The organism is Peribacillus deserti, from assembly GCF_002863585.1.
GTDB classification, from domain to species: domain Bacteria; phylum Bacillota; class Bacilli; order Bacillales; family DSM-1321; genus Paraperibacillus; species Paraperibacillus deserti_A.
Map to the genome: position 1 here is coordinate 24,570 of NZ_PGUY01000053.1, position 13,356 is coordinate 37,925.

The 13,356-nt window shown below is 40.2% G+C and carries 17 protein-coding genes; 5 read left to right on the forward strand and 12 right to left on the reverse strand.

What is annotated here, in order from left to right; translation table 11 throughout:
* Positions 1-576 carry a DUF502 domain-containing protein gene (locus tag CUU66_RS17095; RefSeq protein WP_101644365.1) on the forward strand — a complete coding sequence of 192 codons (576 nt, stop codon included), beginning with the start codon at positions 1-3 and terminating at the stop codon, positions 574-576.
* A 34-nt stretch (positions 577-610) separates the two neighbouring features.
* Here the strand turns inward: CUU66_RS17095 and CUU66_RS17100 are convergent, their stop codons facing one another.
* The 4 genes from CUU66_RS17100 to rsgA all read right to left on the reverse strand — a co-directional run bounded on the left by CUU66_RS17100 (position 611) and on the right by rsgA (position 3,333).
* Positions 611-1,114: a PTS sugar transporter subunit IIA gene (locus CUU66_RS17100; protein WP_101644367.1), complete on the reverse strand. Its 504-nt coding sequence runs from the start codon at positions 1,112-1,114 to the stop codon at positions 611-613.
* A 47-nt stretch (positions 1,115-1,161) separates the two neighbouring features.
* Positions 1,162-1,599, reverse strand: coding sequence for a peptide-methionine (R)-S-oxide reductase MsrB (gene msrB, locus CUU66_RS17105; RefSeq protein ID WP_101644369.1), 438 nt, complete (start codon positions 1,597-1,599; stop codon positions 1,162-1,164).
* Positions 1,586-2,125 carry a peptide-methionine (S)-S-oxide reductase MsrA gene (msrA, locus tag CUU66_RS17110; RefSeq protein ID WP_101644397.1) on the reverse strand — a complete coding sequence of 180 codons (540 nt, stop codon included), beginning with the start codon at positions 2,123-2,125 and terminating at the stop codon, positions 1,586-1,588. The genes msrB and msrA overlap by 14 nt, the downstream gene beginning before the upstream one ends.
* A 140-nt stretch (positions 2,126-2,265) precedes the next feature.
* On the reverse strand, positions 2,266-3,333 hold the full coding sequence (gene rsgA / locus CUU66_RS17115; RefSeq protein ID WP_257968045.1) for a ribosome small subunit-dependent GTPase A: 1,068 nt from the start codon (positions 3,331-3,333) through the stop codon (positions 2,266-2,268).
* Positions 3,334-3,849: 516 nt separating this feature from the next.
* Between rsgA and CUU66_RS17120 the strand changes: the two genes are divergently transcribed.
* Entirely contained in the window at positions 3,850-4,587 is a 738-nt protein-coding gene (locus tag CUU66_RS17120) for a DUF4397 domain-containing protein (protein WP_308302513.1), read from the forward strand.
* Positions 4,588-4,801: 214 nt separating this feature from the next.
* Here CUU66_RS17120 and CUU66_RS17125 read toward each other — a convergent pair whose 3' ends face one another.
* Entirely contained in the window at positions 4,802-5,386 is a 585-nt protein-coding gene (locus tag CUU66_RS17125) for a YpmS family protein (RefSeq protein WP_101644402.1), read from the reverse strand.
* 23 nt (positions 5,387-5,409) lie between these two features.
* Positions 5,410-6,225, reverse strand: coding sequence for an SGNH/GDSL hydrolase family protein (locus CUU66_RS17130; RefSeq protein WP_101644371.1), 816 nt, complete (start codon positions 6,223-6,225; stop codon positions 5,410-5,412).
* Between the two features lie 71 nt (positions 6,226-6,296).
* On the opposite strand from CUU66_RS17130, the gene CUU66_RS17135 reads away from it, so the two are divergent.
* Positions 6,297-6,518, forward strand: a complete 222-nt coding sequence (locus CUU66_RS17135; protein ID WP_101644373.1) for a hypothetical protein — start codon at positions 6,297-6,299, stop codon at positions 6,516-6,518.
* Between the two features lie 614 nt (positions 6,519-7,132).
* Here CUU66_RS17135 and CUU66_RS17140 read toward each other — a convergent pair.
* A complete protein-coding gene (locus CUU66_RS17140; protein ID WP_101644375.1) occupies positions 7,133-7,723 on the reverse strand; it encodes an SCO family protein in 591 nt (196 codons plus the stop codon).
* A gap of 172 nt (positions 7,724-7,895) precedes the next feature.
* Here CUU66_RS17140 and CUU66_RS17145 point away from each other — a divergent pair, with 172 nt between their 5' ends.
* Positions 7,896-8,390 carry a PCYCGC motif-containing (lipo)protein gene (locus CUU66_RS17145; protein WP_101644378.1) on the forward strand — a complete coding sequence of 165 codons (495 nt, stop codon included), beginning with the start codon at positions 7,896-7,898 and terminating at the stop codon, positions 8,388-8,390.
* Positions 8,391-8,615: 225 nt separating this feature from the next.
* Here CUU66_RS17145 and CUU66_RS17150 read toward each other — a convergent pair whose 3' ends face one another.
* The 5 genes from CUU66_RS17150 to ilvA all read right to left on the reverse strand — a co-directional run bounded on the left by CUU66_RS17150 (position 8,616) and on the right by ilvA (position 12,618).
* Positions 8,616-9,458, reverse strand: coding sequence for a DegV family protein (locus CUU66_RS17150; protein ID WP_101644380.1), 843 nt, complete (start codon positions 9,456-9,458; stop codon positions 8,616-8,618).
* 245 nt (positions 9,459-9,703) lie between these two features.
* Complete coding sequence (locus tag CUU66_RS17155; protein ID WP_101644382.1) at positions 9,704-9,955, reverse strand: DUF2535 family protein; 252 nt, start codon at positions 9,953-9,955, stop codon at positions 9,704-9,706.
* Between the two features lie 156 nt (positions 9,956-10,111).
* Positions 10,112-10,867, reverse strand: coding sequence for a twin-arginine translocase subunit TatC (gene tatC, locus CUU66_RS17160; RefSeq protein ID WP_101644384.1), 756 nt, complete (start codon positions 10,865-10,867; stop codon positions 10,112-10,114).
* Positions 10,868-11,044: 177 nt separating this feature from the next.
* A complete protein-coding gene (locus CUU66_RS17165) occupies positions 11,045-11,236 on the reverse strand; it encodes a twin-arginine translocase TatA/TatE family subunit (protein WP_101644386.1) in 192 nt (63 codons plus the stop codon).
* 113 nt (positions 11,237-11,349) lie between these two features.
* The gene (ilvA, locus tag CUU66_RS17170) at positions 11,350-12,618 is read right to left on the reverse strand and encodes a threonine ammonia-lyase IlvA (protein ID WP_101644388.1); all 1,269 of its coding nucleotides are present in this window, start codon (positions 12,616-12,618) and stop codon (positions 11,350-11,352) included.
* A 259-nt stretch (positions 12,619-12,877) separates the two neighbouring features.
* On the opposite strand from ilvA, the gene CUU66_RS17175 reads away from it, so the two are divergent.
* Complete coding sequence (locus CUU66_RS17175; protein ID WP_101644390.1) at positions 12,878-13,111, forward strand: hypothetical protein; 234 nt, start codon at positions 12,878-12,880, stop codon at positions 13,109-13,111.
* Positions 13,112-13,356 lie beyond the last annotated feature (245 nt).

Here is a 13,356-nt window from a genome sequence, read left to right on the forward strand (position 1 = left end):
ATGAAAACCATCATTAAGAATTTTATTAACGGGGTATTAACGATTGTACCCATTCTCGTAGCAGGATTTGTGATCTATAAGTCGTTTACCTTTCTAGACAGTATTTTGGGAAATCTTTTAAGGCCTATTTTTAAGGAAGATTATATTCCTGGAATCGGCCTAATGCTTACGTTAATCTTAATTACCTTACTGGGCTGGCTTTCTACTCAGTTTGTGACCGGAAAAATCATTAAGCTAATCGACCGGCTGCTAGAAAAAATCCCAATCGTCAAAACCATCTATTCGGTAGTCAAAGATACAGTCCATTCTTTCCTCGGAGAAAAAAAGTCTTTTTCAAAGGTTGTTATGGTCAATCTCCCAGGGACTCAAATGAAAAGTATCGGTTTTATCACTTCAGAAAATCTGGATACTTTTTATCAACCACTTAATGGGCATGTTGCAGTATATATCCCCCAAACCTTCCAGGTAGCAGGATTTACATTCTTAGTGCCTAGGGAAGACGTAGAAGTCGTTGATATAAAACCAGAAGATGCGATGAAGTTTGTTCTTTCTGGAGGTATGACCACAAAAAAGTAAAAAACCAGCCAACGGGGCTGGTTTTTCATTTGCATTATTTAACTTTTAAAGTAAATAAGTTTGTTTCTCCTAAAACAGCCTGCGTTTCTGTAGTTTGAGCAAGCCCTTCAAATAAGTCTCCATTTGTAACAATAATTGGAGTAATCGTGCTTTTTGCTTTTTCGCGGATTAAAGGTAAATCAAAAGAAACAAGCTTCTGCCCTTTTTTCACCTTATCACCGGCAGAAACATGTGTTTCGAATCCTTCACCGTTCATGGAAACTGTTTCTAAACCGATATGAATCAATAATTCCGCGCCTGTTGCTGTTTTTAAGCCTACTGCATGCTTAGTCGGAAATACCTGGATCACTTCCGCATCCACAGGAGCAGCAATAACTCCTTCAGACGGATCAATAGCCAGCCCGTCGCCCATCATTTTCTCAGCAAAAACCGGATCTGGAACCTGACTTAGAGGGACTACTTTGCCAGTTGCCGGTGCCGTGACTACTTCTTCCTTTATTTGATTCGTTTCTTTTTTGCCAAATAATTTCTTAAACATGCTATCACCTTCCGCTGACTGAATTAATAGTTACCTTTTAGGACCACTTACTTCTTTTCAAACAAATTCAGGTATTCTCCGTACCCTTCCTTTTCGAGCTCGCTGACGGGAATAAATCTGATCGCTGCAGAGTTGATACAATAGCGAAGGCCCGATGGTCCGGGTCCGTCATTGAACACATGTCCTAGATGAGAGTCAGCCGTTTTGCTTCGAACTTCCACCCGGGTCATTCCGTAGCTGTAATCGGCATGTTCTTTTACCTCTTCCTCCTCAACAGGCTTTGTAAAGCTTGGCCAGCCGCATGATGAGTCAAACTTGTCCAGTGAAGAAAACAAAGGTTTCCCTGAAACAATATCAACATATAACCCCTGTTCTCTATGGTTCCAGTATTCATTTTGAAATGGAGGCTCAGTTCCGTTGTTTTGAGTCACCTCATATTGGATGGGTGTCAGCCTTTTCTTTAAATCCTCTTTATTCTGGTTCATTATGTTCCCCCCAATGATGCTCGATAAATGCTGCCCGGCCTGAACCGAGTCTGTATCCATTATAATGCAAAGGTTCTTTTTTGTAATAATCCTGATGATATTCTTCTGCAGGATAAAATACTTTTGCTTCTAGGATTTTTGTTGCAATCGGCTTGTTAAACCTGCCGCTTGCAGCCAGTTTTTCTTTAGATTTCTCAGCCAGCTCTTTTTGCTTGTCGTTATGGTAGAAGATGGCTGTCTGGTAAGACTGGCCCCGGTCATGAAACTGTCCTCCTGGATCAGTCGGATCGATCTGCATCCAATAAATTTCCAGCAGTTTTTCATAGGGGAATATCTCTGGATCAAAAACGATCTGTACGGCTTCATAGTGTCCAGTCGTTTCAGAACAAACTTCTTTATATGATGGATTTTCCTTATGTCCGCCTGTATATCCCGATGTAACTGATTCGATCCCCGGCTGTTCATCAAATGGCTTAACCATACACCAAAAACAGCCTCCTGCAAAAGTGGCTTTTTCCACAGCGATCACCTGCCCTTTCATTCGATCCCTTACTTACAATCTTCCCTTATCTAAAATTTTATAGCCTATTATTTTTAGAGTAAACCTATATGCTCAGGAAAACCTCCCGAAAGGCAAAAAAGAGTGAATTTCTTCACTCCTGTGTGCTATCGCTTCTTATAGGGGTTATTTTTTAACTCTTTATTCAGTTTTTTGTATTTATTTTTCTCTGCAATTTGACGGCTTTTATTCGTTTTTCGTTCAAGATATTCTTTTTCCCGCTGCAGCTTTTGAAAATTTTTCAGTCTGCCTTCCTCCAAAACGCCGGTATCAATCGCAGACAGAACGGCACAGCCAGGCTCTTCTTTGTGCTGGCAATCGTTATAATAGCAGCTGCCAGCCATCTCCTCAATATCCTTAAAGCTTTCGGTAAGCCCTTCTTCAGCATCCCAGAGTCCGAACTCTCTCATGCCAGGAATATCTATGATAAAAGCACCATTCGGCAATGCAAATAGCTCTCTGTGTGTGGTCGCATGCTTTCCCTTATCGTCATCAAATCGGATGCTTCCAGTTTTTTGTATTTCTTGACCGAGAAGAGCGTTTATCAACGTAGATTTCCCTACTCCTGAGGAACCTGTAAACACACCTGTTTTCCCCTCAACCAGGTAATCAAAGATTTTCTGATGCCCTTCCTTCTGTAAAGCACTCATTACGATACTCGGAACCCCGAACGTTACAGCTTCCAGCTGCCCAAGTTTTTGGTCCAGGCTATCGCATAAGTCGGCTTTATTCAGAATGATAATAGGAGACGCACCACTTTCCCATACAGAGATCAGGTATCTTTCCAGTCTTCTTAAATTAAAGTCGAGATTTAGAGATAAGACGATAAATATATAATCCACATTTACAGCAATGATCTGCTGGCCGGGTTCAGACCCTGCTTTTAGGCGTGAAAACTTGCTTTTTCTTGGCAGTACGGCATGCAATGTTCCTTTGCCCTCAGCATTTCTTGGGGTTAATACCACCCAATCGCCGACAGCGGGATAATCCTCGTGGGAATAAGAATTAAATCTGAACCTGCCAGACAGTTCACATAACAGTTCTCCGTTTTCAGTCAAAACCCGATAAATATGTTTATACTCTGTAATTACTCTTCCTATTGTAAATTCGTTTTTATAATTTCGTTCATATGCTGTTAAAGCTTCCTCATGGATACTAATTAAAATTGAATTCAAATGTGTTTCCTCCTGATTACATAATAAAAACCATGGACTATATGCAGCCCATGGTTTGACTATTCAATCAGGAAAAAGATTTAATCCTGGATTTCAGTAGTGTCTGGCTTCGAAACATCTCCTAGAACTAAGTCAGTCAGTGCAAGACAAGGAATCTCCCCTCACGTCCTGCATGCCTATTCCTGTCTAGAGTTGCCTTTTCAACCTATTAATGAATGCATGTGACGATGGATTATCACGCTTTTGTTCACATAATTAATTGAATGGCACCGCTCTCAGCTTTTCCAACGGGCTGCACATATGAAAATAATTGTTTTGTTTAGGTACTGTTAACAGATACATTTTCATAATACATCCCGCCTTCCGAATATTGTTTTTTGAATATTACATCTTTATTATATACCAATTCATGTAAAAAGAAACTGTTTTTCAAGCACCTGCCCAAAAAAATTTGCATATGGTATGTAGATGAAAGGTACCTTGCCTGCTTCCATCATAGAGAGAGGAGCGATTATTTTGCTTAAGAGAGATGCGGAACACTATTTTCAAAAAGCGGCTAAGTATGATCTCCTAGCCAGCTATTATAAATATACGAATCCTGATTTGCATATTCAATATTACAGTAAACATTTAAGAAATCTGCAAAAGGCCGTCCAGGGGGTAAGAACCGGCCCGGCACCATCAAGAGTCAGGATCATTCACGCTTCACCCGACAGCCCCAATGTAGATATCTATGTGAACGGTATGCGGACCATGAGGGACGTGACATATAAGCATGTAAGTGATTACTTATCTCTGCCGCCTGGCAGATACCAAATTGACATATATCCTGCAGGGACAATGGTTTCGACTGTTATCAGCAGGAAAGTGAATGTTGCAGCAGGGAAATTTTACACACTGGCAGCAATAGGCCCGGCAAAAAATCTAAGATTAATGCCTATTGAAGACCATTTGTTTGTGCCATCAAGCGAAACAAAAGTTCGATTTGCCCATTTCTCTCCAGATGCTCCTTCTGTAGATCTTGCTGTGAAAAACGGAGATGTTATTTTTTCCAAGGCAGAGTTTAGGAACGTTACTGATTATGTCGGGCTCACACCTATGACTATGGATTTGGAGGTAAGGCTTGCGGGATCCAGCACAGTGGTTCTTTCTCTTCCCAATGTCCGGCTGAACCCCAATACAGCATATACGATACTTGTTTTAGGGTCCTCAAAGGGCAGGCCGGAATTGGAAGCTATAATTGTTAGTCCATGAAAAAAAGCATGGAACTTGTCTGTTGATAGCACCGAGAGATAGTCGCTTATTGCGGGCGGACGATACTCACCTCCCGCATGTAAGCCTATGAAGGTCTTGATCCATGCTGCTGCATGTCCCTGACTGGTAACGAAGATCACATACTGCCAACTAAAAGGAACTTAACATTTCCAAATGAAAAAAACCAAAAATCCTGTATTTGGATTTTTGGTTTTTATTTTTCTGGAGGAACGATTAACCTAAATGAAATGTCATCACGTTTGAGATCGAATTTTTTAGCTTTAACCTGCAGACCGCTTTTGAGCTCCATATTTTGAAGGGAAACATAAATTAACTTATCGTTTGGCTGGATAACCACCCAATCCGGAGTCTTGAACCTGTTGTTCACTATATTCAATACATATGAAACCGGAAGCTTCATCTGTCCTACTGATATGGATTTTTGCTCAAGCAATAAATCGCCGTTTTTTAATGCCTTGGGCTGGAAGGTTAATTTAAGTTCTACATCATTCCCAAAAGCGGGGAGCGTACCATAAAGCTCTACTTGCTCTTTCAGGAGAACATCATAATTAATAGAACCTTTAAAACCCTCTTCATTTAAATAACGGTTGATCAAAACATTTAAATCTTCTTTATTGGTTTGAATGTTAAATCCTGCAATTTCGTCACTGCTGAGTTCTTTGATCTCTTTACTATTTTTGGCCGGCAGATTTACGAGTATCAACAGCGCTGCCAGTGTCAGTATGACAAAACCCAGGAGAACAAAAAATAAGATCTTCCACTTATCTTTTTTCTGCATGGCCTCTCCTATCCCTTTGAAAGTCAATTCAATATAATTCTCTTTAAGGTGTGTTGATTCAAAGCTTGATATATTCTACTGCCCATATGCTCATAACCCCGGTCGTTTGGATGGAAATAATCGTCCTGGTACAGAAGATTTTCTTTTGAGGAGACAAAAATATCTTCAATTTTAACAAAGTAGCACTTACTAAAATGGTTGGCAGAATCTTCGGTTGCTTGATTCCATTCATCCAAGATTAATTTAAGTTCTTTTACATTAGAAGTCCACTTATAAAAAGGATTATACAGCCCGACCAGATATATGTCAGCTTCATTATTAATGGATCGGATTTTTGATAATAGTTGAAAGAGGCGCGCACGATAAGCTTCTTTTTCCCTATTAAAATCCTGAAGCTTTAAGTTCGTAATATTTTCCCGGAATACTTTCATTACATCATTTCCGCCAATGGTGACAACGACAGCATCTGATTTTTCTATATGTTTAATCAGGTCCTTTTTACCTAACTTGTTAAGCAGCTGGTCTGTCCGGTGGCCCTTAACGCCAAAATTATATATCCGAGGACGGAGCATGCCATCTTCTTCAATAGCCTTTTGCAGATAAGGCAGATACCCTCCCGACTTGGTACTGTCCCCCACCCCCTGGGTCAACGAATCACCTGCTGATGTAATTCTTATTTCTTCATTCAAAAGTCCAACCGGCTGATCTTCTTTTATCACTTGATGCGAATCATTCGACTCCTTTGGCTGCTTTTTTAACTCAAAAAAGCCCCCTTCCTTCAAATTGCAGGAACTAAGAAGGATCAAGCAGAAAAAGAGAAAGGTGAATTTCCTAACCATAGCCTCACCTGCCTTTAAATTATGTTTATTATAACACGAAAAAAAAAATTCATGAGGAAAAGCGGAAAGCGGTGCTTTTCATACGCTTATACATTGAAAAGCAGGATGATATTCAAAACTTCTGTAACCGATCAATCTTCATTGAAAAGCAGACACCTGAAGGGCATAAGAAAAGCGGCAGCGAAAGGCCGCTCTTGCCTTTTGATGGCGATTGGCTTATGACCGAAGGTGTCAGTTTGCAGCTGGACAACAAGAAAAGCGGAAAGCGGTGCCTTCCAGAACTCCCAAGCTAGATTGATCAATGTGTCAGTCATATTATTTTGATTGCTTTCACCAAAAGGAAGGCAGAGACCCGATAAAGAAGACTTGCTGATTGGCGAGCGCCAGCGAAGGCAGAAGCCTAGTCGCACTTATGCGTTAGCCAAGCATAAGACGAGCTGGCCGTGGAAAGGGGTTTTTCTTTCCATGGACTGATTGGCTTATGCCTCGAGGGTGTCAGTTTGCAGCTGGACAACAAGAAAAGCGAAGAACGGTGCTTTTCAAAAGAGTAATTCTAATATGCAGGATGATAGACTCTCTTACTTAACCCTGAGTCTTGTATGAAAAGCAGACACCTGAAGGGCCTATATTCAATAATCATATTCCATGAACACTGGAAATGGGAATCAAAATCAGCAAAAAACGCAGTCCGACCAGCAAGATGAGATCATAACCCCAGATAAAAATGTGTGTGCACAATTCCTTTTTTCACAAAACCCCTGCAAATATCCTGAATGAACGTCATGAAAATCAGAATTTAAGAGTGAAAATCAGAATTAAAGAGCGGAAATCAAAATTTAAGAGCCAAAAATGGAATTTAAGAGATCTTACGAAAATTAGACAAAAAAAACAGGCGTAAGCTGCCTGTTCAATTTTTTCGAAGTATTTTGATATGCTTAATGAGTTCTTCTAGAGGAAAGTCTGTGTTTCCCTTATACATTTGAATTACTTTGCCTTCTTCATCAACTAGCGCAAACTCTGTTCCATGAATAACCTGATCTTCATTCTGGGGCTTTTTCACAAGCAAATGAAAACTGTCTGCCGAAAACTTTTCAATAAAGCTTTGAGAATAACCGGTTAAAAAGTGCCATTTTGAATGGTCGGCATTAAATTTTTTAGCATAGCTTTTCATTACTGACGGAGAATCAATTTCTGGATCAATACTAAATGAGACAAGCTGTACATCTGTTAGCTTTTCCTTTTTAAGTTCCTGCTGTAATTTTGCCATATTGGCTGTCATTGGAGGACATACCGTTGTGCAATTAGTGAAAATAAAGTTGGCTACCCAGACTTTGCCTCTAAGATCTTTTTTTGTGAATGGCTTGTTCTCCTGATCTGCAGCCTTGAAGTTGCCGACCGGCCAGTTTCTGGCATTTGGAACTTCCTCTGGCCCGCAAGACGCGAGCACCAAAAGACTTAATATTAAGATTATGAATGCCTTATACGTTTTTTTTATCATTTGGTCCACCCTTTAAAAGTCTACTGCATCTCCTGTTTTATTCTAGCAGAAGAAAGTTTTAGTTAAAACCATTGTCACGGATTCTTCATTTTTATTATAGAGAAGGCAGCATACATAAAATGAAACAGCCTTTTAAAAGCTAATAAGAAAACAGTCCAGATTGGAGCATACAATGAAAAAAATTTTTATTATTGCAGTCCTAAGCCTTACGATGGTAGTTCCTTTCAATAATTCTTCAACTCACGCAGCCAGCTTAAATGGGGGGCAGAAAGAATGCCATTTCCATACAAGAAATGTAATTAGAGAAAAAACTCCTTCGGCTGACATATTACCGCACTTCATGGATGATCAACCTGAACATGTTAAAAAAATCTACTTGAATGCTGCAAAAAATAAAAAACTTCTTTCGTACATCCCCTGCTATTGCGGTTGTGGAGAATCCGCCGGCCATATGGATACGTATCAGTGCTTCATTTTTAAGGATCTTACGGACGGCTCTGTTGTGTGGGATAATCATGCAGCAAAGTGCGGGATTTGTCTGGACACTGCATCCACTGCCATTATGAAAAGGGAGGAAGGCAAGTCACTAATTGAGGTCCGTAAGATCATTGAAGACCGGTACAAAGCAGGGTTCAAAAAACCCACCCCCACTCCTTTGCCGCGCTAAATAATAAAGCTTTGAAACGTTTGATTTTACGAAGGGGTTAACGCATTCCGCGTTCGGTCGAGGAGTATATTCAGTCTACTCTGCCAAATCTCCCATAATCCGTTCTCCCGCCAAGTCTCGCGCCTGCAGCGTAGATCAACGTCATAGTGTCGAATCTACTAATGAAGTGCATTGCCAACGAAAAAAGGCTTTCGGCATATCCTTATGCCTGAAAGCCTTTTTTTATTATTCGTAATAGTAGATTAATGCGAAAGCACCTTTTCCGGTATGTGTACTTATAATAGGTGTCGTAAAATCAATTTCTATATCGTGGAATCCAGTATTCTTCATAATCGATTCTTTAACTTTTTCTGCTATCTCAATGCCTTCAGCATGTGCGATGCCGACCCCTGCAATTTTATAGGTGTTGAAGTCCTCAACAAACAGTTTAGTCATGTACTTTATCACCTGATTATGACTTCTGGCTTTTGTGAGCGGTTCTAGAACTCCGCTCTTCAGTACCGCTATCGGCTTAATATTTAATAACGAACCGAGGAACGCGTTTACCTTGCCCACCCGTCCGCCTTTCACGAGGTTCTCCATGGTGTCAACCATTATAAAAAGCCTTGTATTTTCTTTGATTTTCTCCAGCCGGTGGAGTATTTCTTCTAGAGAGTGCCCTTTTTCAGCCATTCTAGAGGCTTCGATGACTTGAAAGCCAAGACCCTTAGAGGTGAAATTAGAGTCCAGGACCGTAACTTTAACCTCTGTCATACCGGCAGCACTTTCTGCTGATCTGACTGTACCGCTTAAGCCGCCTGCCATATGTATGGAGATAATCTGGCTGCCGTCGCTTCCAAGCCGGTTATAGACCTCTAGGAAAGAACCTGGAGGCGGCTGTGAACTCTTAGGCAGCTCACGTGAAGCTTCCATTTTTTCTATGAATTCTGATGGAGTGATATCGACTCTGTCAATAAATGTTTCCCCATCAATGGAGATGGTAAGGGGGACAACCTCTATTCCATACTTCCTGATTGATTCTTCTGTTAAATCAGCCGTGGAATCGGTGACTATTTTAATTTTCTGCATCTGTTCACATCCCTGATTAAAAGCACTATCTTTTATTATACCTTCTTCAGGATGTGAATTAAACTACTTTCAGCCTGCATGGCATGTAGTTCTGGTCTCAGCTTGCAGTTGTGTCAAGGAGTCTCGCACTTTACATTTAAATCACCTTTCTAACAATTGGGTGGTTCACTGAACGTACGTATTTAAAAAACTACAAACTTTTAGAAAAGAGCGAAAGAAAAAGAGCATCCAACTTTCGGATCCTCTTAAGCATTATTTTTTAATTCATTTTTCTGAAATAATTTTTGGTAGACCGGCCATTTTAATTCTTTTTTCAGATATTCTCTAAAAGAATACATTCGGGTCCATTTACTCTCATAATAAACGGTTTTGATAAATACTTCTAAACGTGCTGAAATCATAAAATGAAAGGTGTTATCTTCCTCCAATACAGGAATATCAATAATCTTTACCTTCTGTCCAATATCATTTTTGAACTCCAGGCTTTTGAATAGCAAAATATCAATCCTCTTTTTCAACCGTTTGAGTATATTATACACGAATGAAAAAGTCTAATCATGTCATATTCTGCTTAAAAGAAAGATTATTTTTATAAATAGGTAAAAAGAACCACAAAAAAACACCTCAGGTACCTGAGGTGCGGTAATGGAACATTATAATATAGGGCCTTCGTCGGCAGATAGTACTTCATTTTCAGCCTGCTTTTTTAATCTTCTCTTATAGACAATTTTAGATAGTGAAATACTTAGCTCATATAGCAGCAATAAGGGAATGGATACAAGTATGTCGGAAGTAACTTCCGGCGGCGTAATGGTTATCGCTACTATGATCAATACAAAGTATGCGTATTTCCTGATCTTAGAAAGTACAAAAGGATTGATGATACCCAGGGATGTTAAGAACATGACAACAACTGGCAGTTCAAACAGGATCCCAAAAGGAATAGTCATGTGAAGAATAAATGTAAAGTAATTGCTTGCGGTAAAGATGGTAACAACCATATCACCGCTTAGCTCGAGTAAGAACTTGAATACAATCGGGAAGATGATAAAATAGCCAAACGATAATCCAAGGATAAAAAGAATGAATAAAGCAGGTATGTAATTTAATGTTACCCTTCTTTCCTTTACTGTTAATGCAGGCCTGACAAAAAGCCATAACTGCAGGGCAAATATCGGAATCGTCGCAGCAACAGCAATGACACCCGCAAGGGACATATATACCCAGATAATATCACTCGGTCCAAGTACAGTGAGCTTCACATCCAAGTCCCGAACAAACCATTTATAGATATCTTTTACATAGACAAACCCCAGTATAAAGAACAATATAAACGAAGCTGCTACAATAATAATCCGTTTTCTGAGCTCTCCTAAATGTTCAACCAGGTGCTGTTCTTTATCTTGCATAACGAGGTCACGCCTTTCTGATTTCAAAAAACTAAACCGGTAAAATACACTGCAAAAAGGTGCAAGATCGCTATCTCGCACCCAGCCGCTGGTTTCCTATACTTTAAAACAGGGACCAAACCCTATTACATTCTCCGAATAATCAGCCTGGTATCTGCCAGCCGGCTGCACGCTGTTTTACTTACGAGGTTTGGCATCCTCTTTTATATCATCCATTACATCACTTGTAAGTTCACGTGTGGACTTTTTGAATTCTCTTAAGGTATCTCCAAACGCACGTCCTATTTCAGGCAGTTTCTTAGGGCCGAAAATGATTAAAGCCAGTACAAGAATTAGAATTAGTCCTGGTACACCAATGTTTGAAAACATGGAAACACCCCTTTAGATGATAACTAACACAGGTTACTTTTATTTTAAGCATTCGCAAAATACAGAAATAATCCTGCTTTTTCATTGTAACGAAACCAGTGAAAATTATCAATCTAAATCAGTAAGTTAAATAGATTGCTATCCTTATTCACTTCGGTATACGGAAAACCTTTACAGCTCATTCGATCAATCAGTCCCTCATAATCTTCTTTCTTTTTAAGTTCTATTCCGACAAGGGCCGGGCCGCTGTCTTTATTATTTTTCTTGGTATATTCAAACCTTGTAATATCATCTGTCGGACCCAATACTTCATCGAGGAATTCACGCAATGCTCCTGCACGCTGAGGGAAATTGACGATGAAATAGTATAGTAGTCCTTCATACTGCAAAGACCTCTCTTTAATTTCCTGCATCCGGCCAATATCGTTGTTGCCTCCGCTGATGACACAAACGATATTTTTGCCCTTAATTTCTTCTCTATATAAATCCAGCGCCGCAATCGACAATGCACCCGCCGGCTCCGCCACGATGGCATGTTCATTATAAAGCTCCAGAATGGTGGAACAGATTTTCCCTTCTGGTACTATAACGATATCATCCACGTTACGTCTTGCAATTTCATAGGTTTTTGTACCGACACACTTTACCGCTGCTCCGTCGACAAATTTATCAATATCCTGAAGGACGGTTGCTTTCCCCTCTTCAAAAGCCGCATTCATGGAAGCAGCCCCTTCTGGCTCCACTCCAATACATTTTGTTAAGGGTGTTATGCTTTTTATATATGTACTAACCCCTGCAATGAGACCGCCGCCGCCGATTCCCGCGAATACATAATGAAGCTCATCTTCGCAGTCATTGAGGATTTCTACGGCAACTGTACCCTGCCCTGCCATTACTTTTTCATCATCAAATGGATGGATAAATGCTCTGTTTTCCTCTTTCGCACATTGGGCCGCTTTTTCAAATGAGTCATCAAACGTATCACCCGTCAGAACCACTTCAATATGATCCTTGCCGAACATAATAACCTGGTTGACTTTTTGCCGCGGTGTGGTTGCCGGCATAAAGATTTTTCCGTGAATTCCTAAATGGCGGCATGCATAGGCCACTCCTTGCGCATGATTACCTGCACTGGCACATACCACCCCGTTTTCAATCTCATCTGTTCCCAATGTTTTCATATGATAAAAGGCACCCCGGAGCTTAAATGAACGCACATACTGCAGATCCTCACGCTTCAAGAAAATATTGCAGCCGTATTTTTCGGAGAGCCGGTCATTCTTTTGCAGCGGTGTATGGGCCACAATATCTTTAAGATTCTGGTGAGCTATAAGAATGTCCTCCACTTGCAGCAACTTATTCTTTTCAGCTGTTTGGTTCATTTGTTCTCCTCTTTTCTAAAAATTCATTTCTATGCGTTAAACTAATATAGTCATATTAATCCGTAAATTATACCATGCAAAAAAAATAAATCAACCAAATTTTCAAAAAATTTAATTAACTCATTATTTATTGTATATAAGAGATGTTTTTAGAAATATTATAAAACAGGTGAAAGAACTCGGTCTCTTGATGCACTGATAATTTCAGTGAGAGAGTAGAATTCCTAAAACAAAACATTGAATAAACGGAGGAAAACAAATGGAATTTTCATTATGTGCTTTTGATTGCGCCATCCCCATTGAAGTAACCCTGGACGAAGACAATGGCAGATACATGGTGCGGAAAAGTGATACGAGCGGTGAGTTTTTTAATACAGCTGTCGAGCTGATTGACTGGATCAGACAGAATTTTAGCGAGGAGCAATTTTGTACACCGGATGAGTTCCATGGGATGCTCAAGCAGCTTAATGAGTATCAGGATCAATCTGTTTAAGGAGGCTGGAGCAACAACCTGGACTCCAGACAGCGCAATCTCCATTAAAAAAACTCAGGATGCGTTACTTTCCTGAGTTTTTTCCATAGTTCTCTTTATAAGGCTGTTTTCGCAAACTTTGACGGTATTGAACCAGGGGGCGATTTCCACTACAGGATGCTCGCTTTTCGCGGGGCGGGCGCCTGAGCCTCCTCGGCTTCGCCTGTGGGGTCTCACCTGATCGAAAAGCGGAGGACGGTGCTTTT